Raw genomic sequence first — 23576 nt, 5'->3', positions numbered from 1 at the left:
ATTCGAAGCACGGCCGTTGATCCTGCCTCGTTTTCACGCACGGCAATATCAATGAAAAACGGGCGTGCCAATCCGCGATCCGGATTGAGCACGCCCGCACGCTCATACGTCTATATCACGCCGCCGAGGGTTGCCAGCCGAGTCCCAGACTCTTTTGCAGCGACACGAAATCCTTGAGCAATTGCGCCTGCCCGGAAATCACGTCCTGCTGCGCCGAGAATTCCGCACGTTGCGTATCGAGCAGATCGACCAGCGTGGTCGTGCCCGCACGATAACGCTGACGCGTCAGGTCAGCCGAACGCTGCGCCGACGTCTGCACCTTCTGCAAGGTCGCCAGATGCTCGCGCTGATAACCAAAACGCGATAGTCCATCGTTCGCGTCCTGCAATGCGGCCAGCACGGCCTTCTCATACTTCGCGTCGGCTTCGTCGCGCGATGCCTCTGCGCCATGCACCGCGCCCAGCGTGCGGCCAAAATCGAACACGTTCCACGACAGATACGGCGCGCCGAGCCACGTCGCATTGGCCTTGCGAAACAGATGCCCCGGATCGCCTGCCGAATAGCTTAGGTCTCCGTACAGCGTGAGCTTCGGGAAGAAGTCGGCGATATGCTCGCCGATCTCCGCGTTGCTCGACGCAAGACGGCGCTCCGCCGCGCGGATGTCGGGACGCTGCTGGATCATCGTCGCCGGATCGCCAATCGCCACATTGGCGGGCAGCGGCGGCAACGCCTGCGGCGTCGCCAGTTCCGCATCGAGCGCGCCCGGCGCCTTGCCTGTGAGCACGGCAAGCTGATCGAGCGAAACCTCAACCTGCGCGGCGAGCGGCGTAAGCGTGGAGCGCGTATTCTCGACCTGCGTGGTCAGGCGTTCGACATCGACATCGGCAGCCGTGCCGCCTGCGCGGCGCTGCTCGGTGAGCGTGAGCATCTTCTGTTGCAGATCGGCGGTGCGCTGCGCGATGGCGAGGCGTTGCTGCTCGTCGCGCAGTTCGATATACGCCTGCGCCACTTCGGCGGCAAGCGAGACCTGCGTGTCGGCCAGGTCGGCGTCCACAGCATCGGCTTGAGCGCTCGCAGCCTGTACCGCGCGGCGCGTGCCGCCGAACAGATCGATTTCCCAGGATGCGTCGAAGCCCGCCGTGTAGAGCGACAGCGGTCCGCGTCCGGTCGAGCCAGCGCTCGCATCCGCCGACGACAGCGCGCTCAGATCGGGCTCGCGCATGCGCACCGTGGCAGCGTCCGCCGACACCTTCGGCAGTTCGTTGGCGCGCTTTTGCTGCAATTGCGAGCGCGATTCGCGCAGCCGTGCCTGTGCGGCACGCAGATCCGGGTTGTGCGCAAACGCGGCGGTGATCAGCGTATTCAACTGCTGATCGCCGAGCGCGAGCCACCATTGGCTGGGCGCGGGCGTGGTCGACATGCCCTTTGCAGGCGTACGCACGAACGTGGCCGCAGCGGTGGCGTCAGGCGCTACTTTCGGCGCACCGTGATAATCGGGCCCAACAGTGCAGGCGCACAATGCGCTTGCAAGCGCGGCAGCCAGCGCGAACGGGGTGAGACGAATGGAGCTGAATGCCTTCATGGTCGTTTCAAAAGAACTTCAGTGACCTGCGGACGGGGCGCTCGCGCCACGTTGCGGTTTCTTGAGCAGGAATGCGAGCGGAATGCACGCGAGCAGCGCGACGCCGAGCAACCAGAATGTTTCGGAATACGTAATAACCATCGATTGCGTCTGAATCTGTGCGGCGATCTGGCCGAGTGCCTGCAACTTCGCGTAGGCCATGTCGCCGGTCTGCGCGAAGAAGCTGGCCGCACTCGCGCCAATGCGCTCCTGACCGATCAGCGAATTGTTCGTGACGGACTCGCGCAACACGGCTGTATGGAAGGTTTCGCGCCGGTCGATCAAGGTGCCGATGATCGCCAGCCCCACGGAACCGCCCAGATTGCGCGCCATGTTGTAGAGCCCGGCGGCGTCGCCCGATTCCTCGCGCGATACCGCGGCCATGGCGGCCTGATTGAGCGGCATCATCGCGAGAATCTGCCCCACGCCGCGAATCAACTGCGAATACGTGAAATCGTGGCCGACGCTCAAGGCCGTCAAGGACGTGTCGAGGAAACAGCTCCAGGCGAACGCCAGCAGCCCGATCACCACCAGCGCACGAATATCGACCTTATCGAGCAGGCGTGGCAGGAACGGCATCGTCAATATGGCAGGCAAGCCCGAAAGCAACATCACCACGCCCGACTGTTCTGCGTTGTAACCGGCCACCTGGCTCAGAAACTGCGGCAGCAGATACGAAATGCCGTACAGGCCTGCGCCGACCATGAACACGATAATGTTCACGCTCGCAAAGCGCGCGTTGCGCATGAGCGACAAACGCAGGATCGGCTTTTTCGAGGTGAATTGCGAAATAGCGATGAGCGCCATGCCCGCGAACGTCACCCACGAGAGCGAGACGATCATGTGCGATTCGAACCAGCGTTCGCGCTGCCCTTCTTCCAGCACCACGGTCAGCGAACTCAAGCCGATTGCCAGTCCGACGATGCCCACCCAGTCGGCCTTGAAGAATGCTTCCCAGTGCGGGCGATCGGCGTCAAGCCCCGACAGCAGCAGCGTAATGAGCGCAAGACAAACCGGCAGATTGACGAAGAAACACCAGCTCCAGCTGATGTTTTCCGCCAGCCAGCCGCCCACCACCGGCCCGAGCAGCGGCCCCAGCAGCGCGGTCAGCCCGAACACCGTCATGCCCACCGGCAACTGCGAAGGCGGTAGGCGCGTGCGGATAATCGTTTGGGCGGTGGGAATCATGGCGCCGCCCGTGAAGCCCTGGCCGATGCGCCCCGCGATCATCATCCCGAGCGAATGCGACCAGCCGCACATCATCGAAAACGCAATAAAGAGCGTTGAATTCGCCAGCAGAAAATTTCGCAGGCCAAACACACGCGTGAGCCACGCCGCCAGCGGAATCATCACGATTTCCGACATCAGATAGCCCGTGGAAATCCACGTCCCCTCCGTGCCGGTCGCGCCAATTTCGCCCTGGATCTGCGGCAGCGCCGAATTCGTGATCGAAATGTCGAGCGTGGCGATCAGTGCGCCCAGCGCGCCCGCAGCCACCGCGACCCAGTCCGACGCGCTGGCGCGTTCGCCGTGGGGCGCTGGCTGTGCCGCGCCCGCCATCGAAGCGGCGGACGGATTACTCACGATGATTCTCGGCGTCGATACGGCGGTCGGCGTCGCGCGCGGAGCGCGTGTCCACCTTGACGGTCACCGACATGCCCGGCAGCAGCACCTTGCGCGTTTCCGGTCCGGTTTCCAGGCGGATGCGCACCGGCACGCGCTGCACGATCTTGGTGAAGTTGCCGGTCGCGTTTTCGGCGGGCAACAGCGCGAACTGCGAACCCGTGCCCGGCGAGAAGCTATCGACCACGCCGTGCAGCGTATGGCCGGAAAGCGCATCCACTGACACTTCGACAGGCTGCCCCTTACGCATCTGGCCGATCTGCGTTTCCTTGAAATTCGCCGTCAGATAGGTGTCCTGAACAGGCACGACGGACAGCATGCGCGTGCCCGGCTGAACGAACTGACCGACACGCACGCTGCGATCGCCCACGCGCCCCGCAATCGAACTCGTGATAACCGTGTGGTCGAGATCGAGCTTCGTTTGCGCGGCGCTCGCACGCGACGCTTCAAGCTGCGCGCGCGCCTGCACGAGCTGCGCATCTAGCGCACCAAGCTGCGATTGCGCCGATTCAACCGCGGCGTGATCGGCAGCGAGCGTGGCCTGATCCTGATCGCGCGTGCTCTTGAGTTCCGCGAGACGCTCCGTGGTTTCCGCGCCCGACGCCGCCAGCGGCGTGTAACGGTTCACCTCGTCCTGCGCGTGACGCAAGCTCACGCGCGCCACCTCTTCCTGCGCCACGGCCTGCGCAATGTTCGCGTGCTGCTGCGTGAGTTGAGCTTGCGCGTGCTGAACATCGGCATTGCGTGCGTCGATGGTGGCGTTGGCCTGATCGAGCGCCGCCGCATACTGGCGGGTATCCAGCTTCACGAGCGGATCGCCAGCTTTCACGGCCTGGTTGTCGGCGACGAATACGTCCGTGACGTAACCGCTGACCTTCGGCGCGACGGTCACGCTATCGGCCTGCAGATACGCGTCGTCCGTGGTTTCGATGAAACGTCCGACAAACCACCATTGGCCCAGCCAGATCCCCCCGCCAATCAGCGCGATCAGACCGAGCCCCAACATGATCGCCCGTTTCGAACCGCGCTTCTCCGAATTCACTGCTTCGCCCGCTGCCACGCGCTCCGGTGCGCCTGCTGTCGTTGACATGATTTTGAAAGCCTTAATCTATTCCGATTGGAAAATATGTTCCGAGTGGAAAAATTATTCCATTTGATAAACTTGTGTCAAGTGTTATATTTTGAAAGATCTTCTGGCACAGGCCTTTATGAGCGAGACAAGACGACTCCGCCGCCCGACCGAGGGCGGTTATGCACGCGGCGAGGAAACGCGCCGCAAGATCATTGACGCGGCGATCCATCTGTTTGGTCAACGCGGGTTTGCGGGCGCCTCGACGCGCGATATCGCGGCGCGCGCCGGTGTCAACGCGCCCGCACTGCAGTACTACTTCGAAAACAAGGAGGGGCTTTATCGCGCGTGCGCGGAGTCTTTCGTGGAGGAAATGTCGGAGTCTTTCGGCCCGGAGCTGGAACGCGCGCGTGCGCAGCTCGAATGCGACTGCAATGCGGACGAATTGATCGAGGCGTTTATCCGCCTTCTGTGCACAGTTGCCGAAATGATGTTCAAAAGGGGCGATCGGGCCGACAAGCGGCTCTTTTTTGCCCGCGAACAAGGCGGCGGCGAACCCGAAATCGGCTCACAGGTTTTGCGCGAACATGTGCGCGAGCCGCTCAATAAAGTGGCGATTGCATTGCTCGCGCGCATTACGGGCACGCGCGAGGACGATCCGCTCACGATCGCGCGCACGCTCAGTCTTTATGGGCAATTCATGATGTTTCACTTCGCGCGGCAATCGGCTTTAGCGACGCTCCAGTGGAGCGAAATCGACAGCGAAAAGAGTGCCTTTCTCAGAGCCACGATTTCGGAGCAGACGCGCGTGTTGCTCGAACACTGGCGCGGTGAGGATCGTCGTTCGGCTCCCGGCCGATAGCGAGAACAGCCGGGAGCACCCAGCGTGAATCAAATGCTTGCCTGATTCACCCGCTTCATCAGTGCCTCGGCGCTTTCCTTGCGTTCGCTATAGCGATCGACAAGATAAGGACCGATATCGCGCGTGAGCAACGTGAACTTCACCAGCTCTTCCATCACATCCACGACGCGATCGAAATACGCCGAGGGCTTCATGCGGCCGGCTTCGTCGAATTCCATGAATGCCTTGGCCACCGACGACTGGTTCGGGATCGTCAGCATGCGCATCCAGCGCCCAAGCACACGCATCTGGTTCACGGCATTGAACGACTGCGAGCCGCCGCTCACCTGCATCACCGCCAGCGTCTTGCCTTGCGTGGGCCGCACGGCTCCGACCGTAAGCGGAATCCAGTCGATCTGCGCCTTCATGATGCCGGTCATCGCGCCGTGACGTTCCGGCGAGCACCAGACCATCCCTTCGGACCACAGGACGAGTTCGCGCAGTTCCGCCACCTTCGGGTGCGTGTCCGGCGCGTCGTCGGGCAGCGGCAAGCCGCTCGGGTTGAAGGTGCGGACTTTGGCACCCATTGCCGTAAGCAGACGCGCCGCTTCTTCGCTCAACAGGCGGCTGAACGAGCGCTCGCGCAGCGAACCGTAAAGCAGCAGAATGCGCGGCGCATGAGTAGCCGCCGGCGTGGCTTTGAGGCGGTTGACATCGGGAACGCGGAACAGCGCCGGATCGACTTGCGGAAGTTCAGTCGTCGGATCAGACACGCTTGCCCTCCGCGTCGATCACCGCCTGGCCGTCTTCCTTGCTGAACGCGGCACGCTGCGCTTCGGGCAGGATATCGAGCACGACTTCGGACGGACGGCACAGCCGCACCCCCATCGGCGTCACCACCAGGGGCCGGTTGATCAGAACCGGATGCGCCATCATCGCGTCGAGCAACTGATCGTCCGTCAATGCCGGGTTGTCCAGGTGAAGCTCGGCGTACGGCGTGCCTTTCTCGCGTAACACGTCGCGCACGCTCAGCCCGGACTGGGCGATAAGTTCGACAAGCTGTGCGCGCGACGGCGGATGTTTCAGGTACTCGATGACGGTGGGTTCGATGCCCGCGTTGCGGATCATCGCGAGCGTGTTGCGCGAGGTTCCGCAATCGGGGTTGTGATAAATGGTGACGTTGCTCATGGGCTTGCTTCCGTAATCTTCAGGCGCGCTCGTACCAGTGCCTGGAGCGGTTGACGATGTGCACGACCAGCAGCATGACCGGCACTTCGATCAGCACGCCCACCACCGTTGCCAGCGCGGCGCCCGAGTTGAAACCAAACAGACCGATCGCTGTGGCGACCGCCAGCTCGAAAAAATTCGACGCGCCGATCAGCGCCGATGGGCAAGCAACGCTGTGCTTTTCGCCGACCGCGCGATTGAGCCAATACGCCAGCGCCGAATTGAAAAACACCTGGATCAGGATCGGCACGGCAAGCAGGACGATGACAAGCGGCTGCTTGAGGATCGCCTCGCCCTGGAAGGCGAACAGCAGCACGAGTGTCGCCAGCAGCGCGCCGATGGACCAGGGGCCGATCCTGGCCATCGCAGCTTCAAATGCGGCTTCTCCTTTCGCGAGCAGCAGCCTGCGCAGGATCTGCGCAAGAATCACCGGAATCACGATGTAGAGCGCGACCGAAGCGAGCAGTGTCGCCCACGGCACCGTGATCGCCGAAATGCCAAGCAGCAGCCCCACGAGCGGCGCAAACGCGACCACCATGATGCTGTCGTTGAGCGCGACCTGCGACAGCGTGAAGAGCGGATCGCCACCCGTGAGGCGGCTCCAGACGAACACCATGGCCGTGCAGGGCGCGGCCGCCAGCAGGATCAGTCCGGCGACATAGCTGTCGAGTTGCGCGGCGGGCAGCATCGGCGCGAACAGATGCTTGATGAACAGCCAGGCGAGGAACGCCATCGTAAAAGGCTTGACGAGCCAGTTCACCACGAGCGTGACGCCTATGCCCTTGATGTGCTGCCGCACTTCATGCAGCGAACCGAAATCGACCTTGACCAGCATCGGGACGATCATCACCCAGATCAGCAGGCCGACCGGAAGATTGACCTGGGCGTACTCCATCCGGCCGATTGCCTGAAAGACACCGGGCAATATCTGGCCGAAGGCAACGCCCACGACGATGCATAGCGCGACCCAGACGCTCAGATACCGCTCGAAGAAACTGATGGCCGATTTTGACGCGCGCTTGCGCGAAGCGGTGACATGGGGAGTGTTCATCAGGTTCGCGTCAGCATCGGCATGAAGTTGCGGCTGGATCGAGACACGCCGCGCCCTGGCAACAGTTCTCGGTCAGAAAGCCGAGAACGCCATTCATTCGCTCGTAGGCCGCCCGATAAATCAGGCTGCGCCCGTCGCGTTCCTGCGTGACAAGCCCGGCGTGCATCAACTCCTTGAGGTGAAAGGAGAGCGTTGCGTTAGGGATATCGAGCTGCGCCGCGATGGCGCCTGGCGTCAAACCGTCCGGACCGGCCACCACCAGCATCCGGAATACGCGCAGGCGCAGTTCGTGAGCGAGCGCTCCGAGAGCGCGGATAACGTCGTTTTCTTCCATATTTCCAATATATTCGAAATATCGGAGCCTCGCAAGCATTCGCTGCCGGTTTGGCACGGGTCTTATGCTGAAGTCGACCTAAGCCGCATCACCCGCCAGCGCATTGGCCACATATTGCGCGAACGCCCTCACTTTCGCCGAATTGCGCCGCTCGCGCGGGCTGACGAGGTGGACCGGAATCGGCGGCGGCCGCCAGTCCGTCAACAGCGGCTGGACCTCGCCGCTGGCGACTTCCTCGTCGAACAGCCAGTCCGGCGCGTAGGCAATGCCCATCCCCGAAAGCGTCGCCGCCCGGATCACCTCGCTGCTATTGGTTTGCAGATTGCCCTCGACACGCACGATGCGCGTGGTTCCCTCCGGTTCCGGCGCGCCCGCGCCCGCCGTGAACGGCCAGTTGTTGCGCATCGCCAGTTCGGTATAGACGATGCAATTGTGCAGCGGCAGGTCTTCGGGCTTGCGTGGTATCGACAGGCCCTTCGGCAGCGAACGCAGATAACGCCGGTGCGCCACGATCTGCCGATGAGAAGTTCCAATGCGCCGCGCGATCAGGCTGCTGTCCGCCAGATCGCCGATTCGCACTGCCGCGTCGATACCCTGCTCGACCAGATCGACAAAGCTGTCATGCAGACGCAGGTCGATCTTTACCGTGGGATGGGCGGCCAGAAATGACTGGATGACCGGCATGAGCTTGAGCCGTCCAAAGCCCACCGACGCCGCAATCCGCAGCCAGCCGGTTAACTGCTGCTCGCCGCGCTTCAGTGCACCTTCGGCCTCGGCGATCTCGGCCACGAGGCGTCGGGCCTGCTCGAAATAGCGCTCTCCCTCCTCGGTCAACGCCAGCGACCGGGTGGTGCGCGTCAGCAACTTCACGCCCAGTACGCGCTCAAGCGCCGCGACCTGCTTGCTGACCGCACTCTGCGTCGTATCCGATTCGTGTGCGACCGCCGAAAAACTGCCGGCCTCGACCACGCGCACGAAGGTAGCCATCGATTGGAGCTTGTCCATTTCCACGCTTTTTTATTCCTGATTGGACTAAATCATAGGCTCCCCAGCCATCTACTGCAATCAAACGGAATCAATCAAAGTAGCTCCATCGCAAACGCGATTGAACCCAACCGAACCCGGCTCAAGGAGCATCGTCATGAACCATCCAGTCATTCTGATCACCGGCGCACTCACCGGCATCGGCCGCGCCACCGCCCTGGCTTTTGCACGCGAAGGTGCGCGCGTCGTGGTGAGCGGCCGCCGCGAAGAAGAAGGTCACGCGCTCGCCGCTGAATTGCGCAATCTCGGCGCCGAAGCGGAATTCGTGCGCGCCGACGTGCGCTACGAAACGGATGTGCGCCATGTCGTCGAGCAGACCGTCCAGCGTTTCGGCCGCCTCGATGTTGCCGTCAACAATGCCGGCACCGAAGGGCAACTCGCGCCAATCGTCGAGCAATCGGCGGCGAACTACGAAGAGATCTTCTCGGTGAACGTGCTCGGCACTTTGCTTTCGGTGAAGCACGAAATGCGCGTGATGCTGGAGCAAGGCTCGGGTTCGATCATCAACCTGTCGTCCATTGCCGGGCAGATCGGCATGGCGGGGGCATCGGTGTACGTCGCCAGCAAGCATGCGGTCGAGGGCATCACAAAGAGCGCGGCGCTCGAAGGTGCAGCGGCGGGTGTGCGGGTGAACGCCGTCGCGCCTGGCCCGGTGGCGACCAACATGCTCGATCGCTTCGTCGGCGGCAGCGACGAAAACAAGGCGGGCTTGCTCGCGACCGTTCCCGCACGCCGCGCAGCAGCACCCGAAGAAATCGCCGAAACCATTCTGTTCCTCGCCAGCGACAAGGCCCGCTATCTCACCGGTCAGTCGATCGCGGTCGATGGCGGCTATACCGCGCAATGATGTGCAATGACGTGGAATAGCGCTCCCCGAATCACTCACTTTCAAACCAGAGATCCATATGAACACGATCAACGTCCCAACCCGCGACGAAGTTTCCCCCGCGAACCAGGCCCTGTTCGACAAACTCAAAAGCGGCCTCGGCATGGTGCCGAATCTCTACGCGACGCTCGCGCATTCGGAGCACGCGCTCGGCAACTACCTTCAACTCCAGAACGCGAAGAGCAGCATGACTGGGCGCGCCCGCGAGGTCGTCAATCTGGTTGTGAGTCAGGTGAACGATTGCGCCTACTGCCTTGCGGCGCATACGGTGATCGGCAAGATGAACGGCTTCTCCGACGAGCAGATCCTCGAGATCCGCAGCGGCACCGCCAGCTTCGATCCGAAGCTCGATGCGCTCGCGCGGCTGGTGAAGAACATCGCGCTCGAACGCGGGCATGCTGATCCGGCGCGGGTCGAAGCGTTCCTTGCGGCAGGCTGGAGCAAGGAGAATCTCGTGGACGCCATCGTCGTCATCGGCGACAAGACCGTCACCAACTATCTGCACGCCACCACGCGTGTGCCCGTCGACTTCCCGGCAGCGCCTGTTTTGCGGGGTTAGGCCGAAGGAATCGGGCGGCCCAGACACAAAACCCCGCCGCCCCTGAGCTATACTCGTCGCCCATGAGATTTATCCGGACACTCTTCGTTCTGCTGCTGTGCGCGATGCTGCCCCTCTCCGGGCTGGCAGCCAGCGGCCTGACCGGACAGTGTCCCATGCAGACGGCGGTGTCCTCATCCGCCGATTCCCGCATGCAAGGCTGCGACGCGATGAAGTCCCCCGCCGCCGACCACGGCAAATCCGTCAGCACGCTCTGCAAGATGACGGCCCAATGCATGTCGGGCAGTCTCTACCACCCGGTTTCCCTCCCCGTCCTTTCGCGTCCCGCCGGACGCGTCAGCGAACTGCGCTTCCACTACGCGCAGGCTTGCCCCGCCCGCAGCCCCGACGGCTTGTGGCGCCCGCCGCGCGCGCTCTGACTCCGCCTATCCGGTACACCGCAACTTCGCGGTGATGTCGCCCCTTCGCGGGGCGTGAGCCCGCTTGCCGATTCATTGGTCCTCTTTGGCCACATCAGCCACATGACGGCAGGCACGGGCTCGACCTAACGGAGCTCAACATGCATCCAGTCAATGCCGCGCCGGCCTGTCGGCGCGGCGGGCTGCGGCTGCGCGCGCTCGTGCTCGCGCTGTCGCTCGCTCACGGCCTCGCCGCTCACGCGCAAACCGCCGCCAACCCTGTCTATACGCTCGAAGCCGCGCTAGCGAGCGCCGCCGCGCGCAACACCGCAATCCAGGCCGCCCAGGCCTCTGTCGATGCCAGCACGCAGTCGATCGTCAGCGCTGGACAGCTACCTAATCCAACGCTGACGGCGGGCATCGATACGCTACCCATCAACGGCGACCAGGCCTATACGATCGGCCAGAACATCCTGACGATGCGCCGCGTCGGCGTCGAGCAGGAATGGGTGTCCGCGCACAAGCGCGCGCTGCAGTCCGATCTCGCCGGCAAGATGGCCGAGCGCGAGCAGTCCGGCTATCTCGCCCAGCTTGCCGAAGTGCGCCAGCGCACCGCCAACGCATGGCTCGATGCCACGTACGCGAAGCGCGCCGTGGCGCTGCGCGAGGCGCTGGTCGAACACATGACGCACGAGCTATCCGCGACCGAAGCGTCGTACCGCGGCGCAAAAGCGACAGCCGCCGACGTTACCCAGGCGCGGCTGATGCTCGCTCAGGCCGCCGACGATCGGCTCAAGGCGCAGCAGCTCTTTCAGACAGCGCTCATCGGTCTGGCACGCTGGACGGCGACGCCCGTAGCCGATGTCACCGGCGAACCGCCAGCCCCTGAATCGGCGGTCCCAACACTGCCCGCCGCGCAATTACGCAACGTCGAGCCGGCGCTGATCGCCGCCGCTGCCGAGATCGACGTGGCGGACGCAGACGTGGCCGTCGCGCAAACCCGCCGTAGCCCGAACTGGACCTGGAACGTCTCGTATCTGCAAGGCGGCGGCAACTCGCGCTTCGTTTCCGTGGGCGTGAGCATTCCGTTGCCGATCCACCGTTCGAGCGTCGAGGACCGCGACGTCTCGGGCAAGGCCGATCTCGCCACCAGGGCGCGTCTGACCTACGAGGACACGCAACGCCAGGTCGAAGCCGATATCCAGACCCTCTCCGCCACGCTGGCCAGCGGCCGCGAGCGCCTTGCCGGTTTGCAGTCCGGCCTTCTTCCCGCCGCCGACGCGCGCGTGAATCTGGCCGTCGCCGCCTATCGCGCAGGAACGGGAACGCTTGCCGATACGTTCGCCGCAAGACGCGCAGAGCTCGATGCGCAGCTTCAGATCCTCGACCTGCAACGCGACGTCGCGCTCACCTGGGCGCAGCTCGAATACCAGGTCGTGCCGCCAGCGCTCGCCGCGAATCCGTGAGAAAAGCCATGAGAAAAACCATGCACCTGAAACCCATCGTTCGCGCCGTGGCAGCGCTCGCAGCGGCAGCCGCGCTGGCCGGCGCCGGCTATGTGGCCGGAACCCGCCACGCTGCATCCGCGCAACCGGCCATCGCCGATCACAGCGACACGACCCACGACACCCAACCCACCCGCAAGGTGCTGTACTGGCACGACCCGATGGTGCCGAACCAGCACTTCGACAAGCCCGGCAAGTCGCCCTTCATGGACATGCAGCTCCAGCCCGTCTACGCCGAGGACGGCGGCTCGGACGGCATCAAGGTCGACACGGCGCTCCAGCAGAATCTCGGCATCCGTTATGCGAGCGTGCGGCGGGTGAACGCGCCCGACGGCTTCGACGCGATCGGCACGACGCAATTCGACGAATCGAGCGCCGATGTCGTGCAGTCGCGCGTGACCGGTTATATCGACCGCCTGTACGCCAGTGCCCCGCTGCAGCGCATTGCGAAAGGCGCGCCGCTCGTGTCGCTCTACGTGCCTGACTGGCTCGCGCCGCAGGAAGAATATCTGGCGCTGCGGCGCTCCGGCATGGACGCTTCGCTGCTGGCGGCGGCGCGCGCCCGCATGAAAGCGCTGTCGATTCCGGACGCGTTCGTCGCCGCCCTCGATCGCACCGGCCAGGTGCAGACCCACCTCACCCTCACCGCCGCCGAATCCGGCGTGATCAGCGAGCTGAACGTGCGCGAGGGCGCGATGGTGACGCCGGGCCAGACGATCGCGAAGATCACGGGCCTGGCAAAACTCTGGCTGATCGTCGAGATCCCCGAATCGCTGGCCTTGCAGGCTCGCCCCGGCATGAACGTCGATGCCACCGTCGCTGCGGACGCCGCGCAGCATTTCAGCGGCCGCATCCGCGAAATCCTGCCCGGCATCAGTACGGACAGCCGCACGCTCCAGGCGCGCCTGGAAATCGATAACGCGCAGGGCCGGCTCACGCCTGGCATGTTGATGCGCGTGCGAGTAAGCGCCTCGACGCCTTCGCAGCAACTGGTCGTGCCATCGGAAGCCGTCATCACCACGGGCAAGCGCTCGCTCGTCATCGTGCGCAATGACGACGGACGGATGCAGCCAGTTGAAGTGCGCATTGGCCGCGAAACGGGCAACACCGGCAGCGATACGGTGATCGCCTCAGGTTTGTCGGAAGGCCAGCAGGTTGTCGCGTCCGGCCAGTTCCTGCTCGATTCGGAAGCCAGCCTGAAATCGGTGCTCCCCCGTCTTGAGGGCAGCCGCGGCACCGGAGACCAGCCATGATTGCACGCCTCATCCGATGGTCGATCCACAACCGCTTTCTGGTGCTGCTTGCCACCGCGCTGCTCACGGCATGGGGCGTCTATTCGCTCACGCAGACGCCGCTCGACGCCTTGCCGGATCTTTCGGATACCCAGGTAATCGTCAAAGCCTCGTATCCGGGCAAGGCACCGCAGGTGGTCGAGGATCAGGTCACCTATCCGCTCACGACGACGCTGCTCGGCGTGCCGGGCGCCACCACGATCCGTGCGTACTCGTCGTTTGGCGATTCATTCGTCTACGTGCTCTTCGACGACAAAACGGATCAATACTGGGCGCGCTCGCGCGTGCTCGAATATCTGAACCAGGTGCAAAGCCGCCTGCCGCCAGGCGCGACCGTGTCGCTCGGTCCCGATGCCACCGGCGTAGGCTGGGTCTACGAATACGCACTCGTCGACAAAACGGGGCAACACGATCTCGGGCAATTGCGCGCGCTCAACGACTGGTTCCTGAAGTTCGAGTTGAAGGCCGTGCCCAATGTGTCCGAAGTCGCGAGCATCGGCGGCATGGTGCGGCAATACCAGGTCGTGCTCGATCCGGACCGGCTGCGTGCGTTCGGCATCACGCCGGATGCCGTTTCGCAGGCCATCAGGAATGCGAACCAGGAGTCGGGCGGCTCGGTGATCGAACTGGCCGAGTCGGAATACATGGTGCGCTCGTCCGGCTACCTGAAAACGCTCGACGACTTCCGCCACATCGTGCTGCGCACGAACGCGTCGGGCACGCCGGTCCTGCTCGGCGACGTCGCGCGCATCCAGATCGGCCCGCAGATGCGTCGCGGTATTGCGGAGCTGAACGGCCAGGGCGAAGTCGCCGGTGGCGTGATCGTGATGCGCTCCGGCAAGAACGCGCTCACGACGATTGACGCGGTGAAAGCGAAGCTCGCGGACCTGAAGCGCTCGCTGCCGCCGGGTGTCGAAATCGTCACGACCTATGACCGCTCGCAACTGATCGGGCGCGCCGTCGGCAATCTCAAGGACAAGCTGATCGAGGAGTTCATCGTCGTCGGCCTTGTCTGCGCGGTGTTTCTGTTTCATCTGCGCAGCGCCTTCGTTGCGATCCTCTCGCTACCGCTAGGTGTGCTGGCGGCCTTCATCGTGATGCGCTACCAGGGCGTGAATGCGAACCTGATGTCGCTCGGCGGGATTGCCATCGCTATCGGCGCGATGATCGATGCGGCCATCGTGATGATCGAGAACGCCCACAAGCACCTGGAAGCGTTCGAGCATGCCCATCCCGGCAAGCCGATCGCCACCGCGCAGCGCTGGGAGCTGATCGCACAGTCCGCAGCGGAAGTCGGCCCGGCACTGTTTTTTTCGCTGCTGATCATCACGCTGTCGTTTATCCCGGTGTTTTCGCTCGAAGGACAGGAAGGCAAGCTGTTCGCACCGCTGGCGTTTACCAAGACCTACACGATTGCCGCTGCCGCGGGGCTATCGGTGACGCTGGTGCCGGTGCTGATGGGTTATCTGATCCGCGGGCGCATTCCGCACGAGGCGTCCAATCCGATCAACCGGGTGCTCGTGCGCGCGTACCGTCCGCTGCTCGAAGCGACGCTACAGCGGCCGTGGTTCGTGATTGGCCTTGCGGGTGTCGCGCTGGCGCTCACGGCAATTCCGCTGATGCAGCTTGGCGAGGAATTCATGCCGGCGATCGACGAGGGCGACCTGCTGTACATGCCGACCGCGCTGCCCGGCATATCCGCCGCGAAGGCGTCCGAGCTACTGCAACAGACGGACCGGCTGATCAAGACCGTGCCGGAAGTGGCCACGGTATTCGGCAAGTCGGGGCGCGCGGACAGCGCCACCGACCCCGCGCCGCTCGAAATGTTCGAGACCACGATCCAGTTTAAGCCACGCGATCAATGGCGTCCCGGTATGACGCCGCAGAAGCTGATCGACGAGCTGGATGCGCGCGTCAGGATCCCCGGCCTGTCGAACGTCTGGGTGCCGCCAATCCGCAACCGCCTGGACATGCTGTCCACGGGCATCAAGACGCCGGTGGGCGTGAAGATCTCAGGCCCGGATCTCGAGGGCATCGACCGCATCGCGACGCAGGTGGAGGCTGCGGTCAAAAACGTACCCGGTGTCACCTCGGCGCTGGCCGAACGGTTGAACGGCGGGCACTACATCGACGTGGACATCGACCGCCTCGCGGCGGCGCGCTATGGGCTGTCCGTCGCGGATATCCAGTCGGTCGTTTCGTCGGCGGTGGGCGGCGACGATGTGGGCGAAGTCATTGCCGGGCGCGAGCGCTTTCCTGTCAACGTGCGCTATCCGCACGAGATTCGCGATTCCGTGGAGAACATTCGCAGCTTGCCGGTCGTGACGGACCGAGGCGCGCAGATCGTGCTGGGCGACGTCGCCAGCATCCGGATCGACGATGGGCCACCGATGATCCGTAGCGAGAACGCGCGGCTATCTGGCTACGTGTACGTCGATATCCGCAACGTGGATCTGCAGTCGGCCGTCAAGGCGATGCAGCGCGCGGTCGCGCAAAAGGTGGCGCTGCCGCCCGGCTATTCGATTGCGTGGTCGGGGCAGTTCGAATACCTCGAACGCGCGGCCGCGAAGCTGCGCATGGTGGTCCCCGTCACGCTCGTGGTGATCTTCGTGCTGCTCCTGCTGACCTTCAATTCGGCGGCCGACGCGGCCCTGCTGATGTCGACGGTGCCGTTCGCACTGGTAGGCGGATTCTGGCTGATCTGGGCGCTCGGTCACGCGGTGTCGGTCGCGACTTCGGTGGGCTTTATCGCCCTCGCGGGCGTGGCGGCGGAATTCGGCGTGGTCATGCTGCTGTACCTCAAGGGCGCGCTCAATCGCCGTCTCCAGGCCGGCGCGCCGCTGGACGAGACCACACTCGTCGAAGCGATCCGCGAGGGCGCCGTGCTGCGCGTGCGGCCCAAGGCGATGACCGTTGCGGTCGTGCTGGCGGGCCTCATCCCCATCATGATCGGCCACGGCTCCGGATCGGAAGTCATGCAGCGCATCGCCGCGCCGATGGTCGGCGGCATGGTGACCGCGCCGCTGCTGTCCATGTTTGTCATCCCCGCCGCCTGGTATCTGCTGCAGCGCCGCCGCGCGCGCAGGCTCGACCAGGCGCGCCCATCCCATGCAGTCCCAACCGGCACGGACGTGCCAGCAGTCACCACCTCAGTCACCACCTCAATCACCACCTCAATCACCCCTGGAGAAACTCAATGAAACGCTTCCTTATTCTTGCAGCGCTGTCGTGCTCGACCGGCGTGTACACCGCTTATGCCGTCGCGGGCGACGACATGTCGGGCATGAACATGCCGATGAAACCCTCGCCATCGAAACCGGCCGCGCAAGCGGGCATGAGCAGCGCGGAGGTCGTCAACGTCGACGGCGCGGCGGGCATGGTCACGCTCAGGCACGGCGCGCTCGCCAACATCGGCATGCCCGCGATGACGATGGCCTACAAGGCAAAGGATGCGGCGATGGTCCATAACGCGCATGCGGGCGAAAAGGTCATGGTGCGCGTAGAGAACGTGAATGGCGCGCCGACGATCGTGAAGATGATGAAGGCCCCTTCGTAAAGCAATGAAGCACTGAAGGGCCTCAACCGGCAGGCAGCGTCAGTTCGTCGAGCCGGGAGAGAAACAACTGCAAGGTTGGCGAGGTGTTGGCGCGGTTGTATCCGACCACAAGATCGACGGTCGGCGCCTCGCCCTCCAGCGGCCGGCTCACGACGGACCACGGCAGCAGGTTGTTCGCATACTCCGGCATGAGCGCGAGGCCACGCGTGGACGCCACCAGCGACATCGCCATGGCGAGGTTGTCCACGCCATGCTCGGTGCTCACCTCCACATCGTGCGCTTGCAGATAGCCCACGATCACCTCGTGCAGCACGCGCGCCTTGTTCGAGGCCATGACGAACGGCTCGCCCGCCATGTCCTGCGGGCGAATCGCCGTCTTTGCGGTGAGCCGGTGGTCGCTTGGCATCAGCACGAGGAGCCGCTCGCGGTTGACCACCCGGTATTCGAGGTCGAACCCTGGCTCGGCGCGCAGAAAGCCCAGATCGAGCTTGCCGCGCGCGAGCGCATCGGCGACGTCGGGCGAGTAGTAGCTCGACACCGTCACGTCGATATTGGGTAGCTCGTCGCGCAACACGCCCATCGCGCGCGGCAGCCAGGTCATTTCCTGCCCGGTCAGAAAGCCCAGCGCGAACACCTTGCGTTCCGGCCCGGCAGCGCGCCGCGCGGCCTCGGCGGCGGCGTCCACCTGCGCGAGCGCAAGCCGCGCATGGTCGAGAAACGCCCTGCCCGCTGCCGTCAGCTCCACGCCGCGCGCGCTGCGGCAGAACAGATCGACACCCACCTGATCCTCCAGATCGCGGATCTGGCGGCTCAACGACGGCTGCGACGTGAACAGCCGCTGCTGCGCCGCCACGGTCAGGCTGCCGGTTTCCGCCACGGCCACGAAATACCGCAAATGCCGCAATTCCATCGACGTCTCCCGTTGGGCCATGCCTCGCAGGTATGCCGACCAGCCTGGAAGGTCTTTTTCCGGCGCGCCAGCGCGCTCTAGAGTACCTCACATGGCAGCACATTCGGTGCACGCCAGCCCAGCACCACCCGCCAACCACGCCCAAGGGCCATCGCTTGCGGGTATGGCTTCACTCATCGTCAGGAGATTGATCATGACCCAGCTTACCGGCAAGACCGCGCTCGTTACCGGCGCTTCCCGTGGCATCGGCCGCGCGATTGCGCTTGCGCTCGCCCGCGCCGGCGCCCAGGTGCTCGTGCACTACGGCAGCGCCGAAGCCGCCGCCGACGCAGTTGTCGCCGAAATCCGCGCTGCCGGCGGCAAGGCGCAAAAGGTGGGCGCTAACCTGCGCGACGCTGAAGGCCCGCATCGACTGGCGCGAGACGTACGCGCCATCATCGGCGGCCGGCTCGATATTCTGGTGGCGAACGCCGGCATTTCGAAGTCGGCGCCGATCGAAGACACGAGCATTGCCGATTTCGACGAGCTCTTCGCCGTGAACGTGCGCGCGCCTTATTTCCTGGTCCAGCAGCTTTTGCCAGCGATGTGCGAGGGCAGCAGCATCGTCCTGCTCTCCTCGCTTGCCGCACGCAGCGCCGTGGGCGCGATCTCCGCATACGCGGCCAGCAAGGGCGCGGCGGATACGCTTGTGACACATTTCGCCGCGGCGCTTGGCGCGCGCGGTATCCGCGTGAACGCGGTCGCGCCGGGCGTGGTGGACACCGACATGTCGAGTTTCACGAAGACCGACGCCGGACGCACCACCACATTGGGCATGCAGGCGTTCAAGCGCATCGCCCAGCCCGAGGATATCGCCGATGCGGTTACGTTTCTCGCTTCCGATGCCGCGCGCTGGGTGACCGGCGACACGCTGCGCGTGGACGGGGGATCGCGGCTCTAGGGGGGCGCTGGCGCAAAGGATAAACGCTAACCTGCGAAATCACTGCCGCGGAAAGTTCGATATGAGTACCGTCGTAGGCGTTCCGTATGCGCTGTCATCAAGAATGATCTGGAACGTCCCTTTCGGATACGCGGCACTCGGACCAAGCAGATACGCAGTGCCGTTGAACGTTTTTCCCGCATAGGGACAGCCGATTTTGTTGGGGTTATAAACCGAGAGAGACGTTTGAAACGTTACGTTAGTTACGTCAATGGTCTTGTTGTTCGGACTCAACGTTCCGCTGAGTGCACAATAGAGCGAGAACGTACCGGTTAGCGACGTGCCCGCAATGCTAATTCCGTAGAGTGCCCCTGGCAGCCCATATTGACCGGCAAGCGCCGCTACCGTGGGCGTGATAACAATGGAAACTGGCGTCAGCGTGGCATTCGAGGCCTGCGTATCCGCTCCCTTCGCAGTAAGAGTGTATGAGGTTCCATCGCTGTTCGCGCTCAGGGCCAACGAAGCTGGCTCGAATGCGCTTCCATACGCCAGCCAACCGCCTCCAGTAGCGGTCTTGCTGTTACCTGTCAGCGGCGGCGTTCCCGCAGCAATCGTGAGCGCCTGGTCTGCGCCACTACCATAGGCCCTGACGACTCCGTCTTTGCTCACAGTGACAACCGCATCATTGTCGTTGGGTGCCGACGCAGACGCTGGCAACGTGTACGACATAAAGACGTTATCGGCGACTGCCGGCCCTTGAGCTCCCGTATTGTTATTGGTCGAATTTGAGTTATTGGTAGAACTTGAAGAGGTCGAATTCCCCGAACCGCCCGAGCCGCCACCACCACAAGCAGCGATAAAAAGGCAAGAGAATGCGATCAACGAATAGCGAAGTCTGGTTTTTTTCATATGCGGCAACTATCGAACGGTGAGGAACGTGTCAGCGTCTGGAGAATGACCAACAGAAACTAGCACGCCCAGCACCGTCCACAAATCAGATTGATCTGATTTATATGGGATCACCGCTCGCCAATATGCTCCAATTCCCTCAAAATTCTTTCTAGACTATTTTCAATTTTTTACGAAACGCCTACCAATTCGATAATAAAGATGCCCGAATAGATCTCACCCAGCTTTTTTATTTTTTCGTTAATGCTGGGTGTAGCGCTACACCATCGGAACTCTAGAACGAATGCGAAATCCCCACCCGCCCGACAAACTGATGCCCATTCGACGACGCGGCCGCCGAGCCCGGAACATAGGCTGTATCGAACGGCGTACTGCCATCGCCGCCACTCAGCTTTTGATAAACCGCCTGCGCATAAACCGACGTGCGCTTTGACAACAGATACTGCGCCATCAAACCAAGCTGATTCCAATGCCGCGACGCCTCGCCGCTACTACGGCCCAGATGCGCGCGCGTGTAGGTATACATCGCGCCCAGCATCACATCGTCGCGTAGGTTGTAACGCGCATTGACCTCGATATTATCGAAATTGAGCTTCGATACATCCGCGCCAAAATCCCCGACATAAAGCGACGAAGCCGGTTGCTCGATCGCCACATGCGTGTAGACAAGACCCAGCACCGCCGCGCCGATCCCGTAGCTCGCGGCCAGACCATAGGTCTTCTGGTTCGCAGCGACGAAGTTCGCGTCGTCTGCCGCGACGCTGCCCGCCGTGGTCGTACCCGGCGAGGACAGATCTTCATACACGGCGCCCAGCGTCAGCGTGCCGACGGCGTAGTTCAGCCCAGCGCTGAACACGCGATTGCTGGCGAAATTGCCCGCCTGGTTGCCGAAGCCATAAAGCGCGGTTGCACTCAAACCACCATAGCTCGCCGACGTGAACTTGACAGCGTTGCTCGCGTGGAAGGTGCCATCGGTGTTGTCATTATCGAGCGGATGCGAGAACAGGAAGCCGCCCCAGTTGCCATTGGCCGTCATCGCGCCAATCACGTCGGTGATGGAATCGAACTGGCGTCCGAAGGTGAGCGTGCCAAAGCGGTCCGACTGCAAGCCCGCATATGACTGATAGCCGAACAGGCGGCCGCCATAATAGAGCTTGCCGTCGTCCATCGTGAAGCCACTTTCCAGATCGAAGATCGCGTGCAGACCACCGCCCAGATCCTCGCTGCCCTTGAGGCCCCAGCGGCTCGTCGCGAGATCGACGCTCGAGGTCTGCCACGCGCTGTGTCCGCCCGCGTTGCTCGTGTAGTTCAAGCCTTCGTCCAGCACGCCAAACAACGTTACGCTACTCTGTGCGTGCGCGCCCAGCGACACGCACAGCAATCCCGCCAGCACCGAGACCTTCGCCTTCATGTGTTGCCTCTCCTCGTGTAAATGTTTGGCAATCGCACATCAACGCAGCCGCAGCAGCGTCGATTTAAGTTCCGTGTATTTCTCCAGCGCGTGCAGCGATTTGTCCCGCCCATTCCCAGATTGACGATAGCCGCCGAACGGGAAATTCATGTCGCCGCCTTCGTCATAGCAATTGACCCAGACGGTGCCCGCACGCAAGCGTCGCGAGACTTCGTGTGCTGTGGTCAGATCGGCTGTCCAGACCGCGGCGGCAAGTCCATAGTCGCTATCATTCGCAATCCTGATCGCTTCATCGATCGTATCGAACGATATGACGCTGAGCACGGGACCGAAAATTTCCTCGCGGGCGATGCGTGCGTCAGACGTGGTAGCGAATACGGTTGGCTCGATGTAGAAGCCGCCAGTCTGTTCGCGCACGCGCGCGCCGCCCGCCAGCAGCGTGGATTCAGCTCGGCCTGCGGCGATCAACGCGAGCACGCGTTCCATCTGCGCACGATCGACGATAGCGCCCATGCTCGTTGCCGGATCGAGCGGATTGCCGGGCTGCCAGTCGCGCGCGGCATCGAGCAATTTCTCCACGAAGCGTTCATGAATCGCGCTGTGCACGAGCAGGCGCGAGCCCGCCGTGCACATTTCGCCCATGTTGTAGAAGATCGCCGCGGCAGCCGTGCGCGCCGCGCGGTCGAGGTCGGGGCAGTCGGACAGCACGATATTCGGCGATTTGCCGCCAAGTTCCAGCCACACGCGCTTGAGATTCGATTGCGCGGCGTACTGCATGATCTGCTTGCCCACCGCCGTCGATCCGGTGAAGGCCACACAATCGACATCGCCGTGCAACGCAAGCTGCTTGCCCGCCGTGCCGTCGCCCGGTACGACGTTGAACACGCCTGCCGGAATACCCGCTTCGTGCGCAAGCTGCGCGATGCGAATCGCCGTGAGCGGCGACTTCTCCGAAGGTTTGAGCACAACGCTATTGCCCGCCGCGAGCGCGGGCGCAAACTTCCATGCGGCCATCAGCAGCGGGAAATTCCACGGCACGATCGCCGCCACCACACCGATTGGCTCACGCGTGACGAGCCCCACCAGATGATGGTCAACTGGCGCGACTTCGCCGCCCGTTTTGTCGATGGCTTCCGCGAACCATTCGAGGCAGTAAGCCGCGCCGGGAATATCAACCGTGGTGGTATCGGCGATCGGTTTGCCCGCGTCCAGGGTTTCGAGCAGCGCGAGTTCGTCCTGATGCGCGCGCAGCGCCGCTGCGAAGCGCAGCAGGATCGCCTTGCGCTGGCGCGGGTTGAGACCGGCCCAGACGCCCGCGTCGAATGCACGCCGCGCCGCCACCACCGCCGCATCGACGTCAGTTGCACCGGCATGAGCGATACGCGCGAGGCTGCGGCCATCGATCGGGCTGACGCAATCGAAGGTCTCGCCGCTTGCGGCCTCGCAATACGCGCCGTCGATAAAAAGGCGCGTTTCGATCGTGAGCGTCTCGCGTCGCGCGAGCCAGTCGTGCAGGCTCGCTTTCAATGTCGTTTCCATGGGAGGGTCCATCGGTTTGTTTTGCGGGCGATCGATGTCTCGATCGTCATGCGCAGTAGCACGCGCCATTCCATCGCGTTTTCTCCGCTTATTCAGGGCAGCACGCCTGGGCTGCGTCTTTGACGGCTCGCGCCTCGCGACACGCCGCGCCGAACGCCGCGAAAATCCCTTGCGACAAGGGCTGCTTCTCGTACTGCCATTCGGGATGCCACTGCACGCCTAGCGCAAACGCCTGGGCATCGGCGACGCTCACTGCTTCGATCAGTCCGTCGTGCGCGCGCGCTTCCACGCGCAAGCCCTTGCCGAGCCGCGCAATGCCCTGTCCGTGCAATGAATTCACGCGTGTTTCCAGCGCGCCGCCTGCGCAAACGGCCAGCACACCGCCTGGCTCGATGAACAACGCGTGGGCTGGGCCGTATTGCACGTCGAGGGGCGCTTCGCGGTTCTCACGATGATCGGCGTAACCGTCCACCGCATGCACCGCCTGATGCAGCGTGCCGCCATAAACCACGTTGAGCTCCTGAAAGCCACGGCAGATCGCAAGGACCGGAACGCCACGCTCGATCGCCGCACGCAACAACGGCAACGCCGTCGCGTCACGCTGCGGGTCGTGCAGCGTGCCGGCCGCGCTGGGCCCTTCGCCATAGTGATGCGGCTCGATGTTCGAATAACTGCCCGTGAACAGCAGGCCATCGACGCAGCGCAAAACGGCCTCCACGCTTTGCCGGCCACCGCATGCAGGCAGCAGCACCGCCAACGCGCCCATCCCGTCGATCACCGGCGCGACGTACTTGTCGTGCGTCGCATGCGCCCAGTGCTGGCCGATCCGGGTTCGATCGGCAATGACGCCCACGACTATTTCTGTTTGCATTCCTGATTACC

Annotated in this window: 21 protein-coding genes and 1 pseudogene; 9 read left to right on the top strand and 13 right to left on the bottom strand. The window is 63.4% G+C overall.

From position 1 onward, the window contains the following. Positions 1 to 115 precede the first annotated feature (115 nt). The 3 genes from VG320_RS08650 to VG320_RS08640 are packed head-to-tail and all read right to left on the bottom strand — an operon-like array spanning position 116 to position 4334. Positions 116 to 1582, bottom strand: coding sequence for an efflux transporter outer membrane subunit (locus VG320_RS08650; protein ID WP_327199705.1), 1467 nt, complete (start codon positions 1580 to 1582; stop codon positions 116 to 118). Between the two features lie 18 nt (positions 1583 to 1600). After that, positions 1601 to 3181 (bottom strand): MDR family MFS transporter, encoded by a 1581-nt coding sequence (locus tag VG320_RS08645; RefSeq protein ID WP_327199707.1) that lies wholly within the window; start codon positions 3179 to 3181, stop codon positions 1601 to 1603. Between the two features lie 16 nt (positions 3182 to 3197). After that, the gene (locus tag VG320_RS08640) at positions 3198 to 4334 is read right to left on the bottom strand and encodes an HlyD family secretion protein (protein WP_327199704.1); all 1137 of its coding nucleotides are present in this window, start codon (positions 4332 to 4334) and stop codon (positions 3198 to 3200) included. Positions 4335 to 4452: 118 nt separating this feature from the next. Between VG320_RS08640 and VG320_RS08635 the strand changes: the two genes are divergently transcribed. Continuing rightward, positions 4453 to 5175: a CerR family C-terminal domain-containing protein gene (locus VG320_RS08635; RefSeq protein WP_327199703.1), complete on the top strand. Its 723-nt coding sequence runs from the start codon at positions 4453 to 4455 to the stop codon at positions 5173 to 5175. 29 nt (positions 5176 to 5204) lie between these two features. On the opposite strand, the gene arsH is transcribed toward VG320_RS08635, so the two are convergent. The 5 genes from arsH to VG320_RS08610 all read right to left on the bottom strand — a co-directional run bounded on the left by arsH (position 5205) and on the right by VG320_RS08610 (position 8771). Beyond that, positions 5205 to 5927: an arsenical resistance protein ArsH gene (gene arsH, locus VG320_RS08630; RefSeq protein ID WP_327199702.1), complete on the bottom strand. Its 723-nt coding sequence runs from the start codon at positions 5925 to 5927 to the stop codon at positions 5205 to 5207. Then, positions 5920 to 6342, bottom strand: a complete 423-nt coding sequence (gene arsC, locus VG320_RS08625; protein WP_327199701.1) for an arsenate reductase (glutaredoxin) — start codon at positions 6340 to 6342, stop codon at positions 5920 to 5922. The genes arsH and arsC overlap by 8 nt, the downstream gene beginning before the upstream one ends. Before the next feature lie 19 nt (positions 6343 to 6361). Continuing rightward, positions 6362 to 7432, bottom strand: a complete 1071-nt coding sequence (gene arsB / locus VG320_RS08620) for an ACR3 family arsenite efflux transporter (RefSeq protein ID WP_327199700.1) — start codon at positions 7430 to 7432, stop codon at positions 6362 to 6364. A gap of 10 nt (positions 7433 to 7442) precedes the next feature. After that, positions 7443 to 7766 carry a metalloregulator ArsR/SmtB family transcription factor gene (locus VG320_RS08615; protein ID WP_327199699.1) on the bottom strand — a complete coding sequence of 108 codons (324 nt, stop codon included), beginning with the start codon at positions 7764 to 7766 and terminating at the stop codon, positions 7443 to 7445. Positions 7767 to 7844: 78 nt separating this feature from the next. After that, positions 7845 to 8771, bottom strand: a complete 927-nt coding sequence (locus VG320_RS08610) for a LysR family transcriptional regulator (protein ID WP_327199698.1) — start codon at positions 8769 to 8771, stop codon at positions 7845 to 7847. 136 nt (positions 8772 to 8907) lie between these two features. On the opposite strand from VG320_RS08610, the gene VG320_RS08605 reads away from it, so the two are divergent. The 7 genes and pseudogenes from VG320_RS08605 to VG320_RS08575 all read left to right on the top strand — a co-directional run bounded on the left by VG320_RS08605 (position 8908) and on the right by VG320_RS08575 (position 17006). After that, complete coding sequence (locus VG320_RS08605; protein WP_327199697.1) at positions 8908 to 9657, top strand: glucose 1-dehydrogenase; 750 nt, start codon at positions 8908 to 8910, stop codon at positions 9655 to 9657. 58 nt (positions 9658 to 9715) lie between these two features. Then, positions 9716 to 10255 (top strand): carboxymuconolactone decarboxylase family protein, encoded by a 540-nt coding sequence (locus VG320_RS08600; RefSeq protein WP_327199696.1) that lies wholly within the window; start codon positions 9716 to 9718, stop codon positions 10253 to 10255. A gap of 62 nt (positions 10256 to 10317) precedes the next feature. Continuing rightward, positions 10318 to 10674 (top strand): hypothetical protein, encoded by a 357-nt coding sequence (locus tag VG320_RS08595; RefSeq protein ID WP_327199695.1) that lies wholly within the window; start codon positions 10318 to 10320, stop codon positions 10672 to 10674. 140 nt (positions 10675 to 10814) lie between these two features. Continuing rightward, on the top strand, positions 10815 to 12119 hold the full coding sequence (locus tag VG320_RS08590; RefSeq protein ID WP_327199694.1) for a TolC family protein: 1305 nt from the start codon (positions 10815 to 10817) through the stop codon (positions 12117 to 12119). A 20-nt stretch (positions 12120 to 12139) separates the two neighbouring features. Next, a pseudogene (locus tag VG320_RS08585) lies at positions 12140 to 13393 on the top strand (efflux RND transporter periplasmic adaptor subunit); the annotation flags it as partial. Positions 13394 to 13407: 14 nt separating this feature from the next. Next, entirely contained in the window at positions 13408 to 16650 is a 3243-nt protein-coding gene (locus tag VG320_RS08580) for an efflux RND transporter permease subunit (RefSeq protein ID WP_327199693.1), read from the top strand. Beyond that, on the top strand, positions 16647 to 17006 hold the full coding sequence (locus VG320_RS08575; protein WP_327199692.1) for a copper-binding protein: 360 nt from the start codon (positions 16647 to 16649) through the stop codon (positions 17004 to 17006). Before VG320_RS08580 ends, VG320_RS08575 begins: the two co-directional genes overlap by 4 nt. A gap of 22 nt (positions 17007 to 17028) precedes the next feature. Here the strand turns inward: VG320_RS08575 and VG320_RS08570 are convergent, their stop codons facing one another. Then, positions 17029 to 17916, bottom strand: coding sequence for a LysR family transcriptional regulator (locus tag VG320_RS08570; protein ID WP_327199691.1), 888 nt, complete (start codon positions 17914 to 17916; stop codon positions 17029 to 17031). A 193-nt stretch (positions 17917 to 18109) separates the two neighbouring features. On the opposite strand from VG320_RS08570, the gene VG320_RS08565 reads away from it, so the two are divergent. Beyond that, positions 18110 to 18856 (top strand): SDR family NAD(P)-dependent oxidoreductase, encoded by a 747-nt coding sequence (locus VG320_RS08565; protein ID WP_327199690.1) that lies wholly within the window; start codon positions 18110 to 18112, stop codon positions 18854 to 18856. Between the two features lie 39 nt (positions 18857 to 18895). Here VG320_RS08565 and VG320_RS08560 read toward each other — a convergent pair whose 3' ends face one another. From VG320_RS08560 to VG320_RS08545, 4 genes are all read right to left on the bottom strand, one after another. Beyond that, positions 18896 to 19744 carry a hypothetical protein gene (locus VG320_RS08560; RefSeq protein ID WP_327199689.1) on the bottom strand — a complete coding sequence of 283 codons (849 nt, stop codon included), beginning with the start codon at positions 19742 to 19744 and terminating at the stop codon, positions 18896 to 18898. 274 nt (positions 19745 to 20018) lie between these two features. Beyond that, positions 20019 to 21155 (bottom strand): porin, encoded by a 1137-nt coding sequence (locus VG320_RS08555; RefSeq protein WP_327199688.1) that lies wholly within the window; start codon positions 21153 to 21155, stop codon positions 20019 to 20021. Positions 21156 to 21194: 39 nt separating this feature from the next. Next, entirely contained in the window at positions 21195 to 22694 is a 1500-nt protein-coding gene (locus tag VG320_RS08550) for an aldehyde dehydrogenase (protein WP_327199687.1), read from the bottom strand. Positions 22695 to 22782: 88 nt separating this feature from the next. Further along, positions 22783 to 23565 carry a gamma-glutamyl-gamma-aminobutyrate hydrolase family protein gene (locus VG320_RS08545; RefSeq protein ID WP_327199686.1) on the bottom strand — a complete coding sequence of 261 codons (783 nt, stop codon included), beginning with the start codon at positions 23563 to 23565 and terminating at the stop codon, positions 22783 to 22785. Positions 23566 to 23576: the final 11 nt, after the last annotated feature.

This window comes from Paraburkholderia sp. (assembly GCF_035948235.1).
Taxonomy (GTDB): Bacteria; Pseudomonadota; Gammaproteobacteria; order Burkholderiales; family Burkholderiaceae; genus Paraburkholderia.
This window is presented reverse-complemented; position numbering and strand designations above follow the sequence as displayed.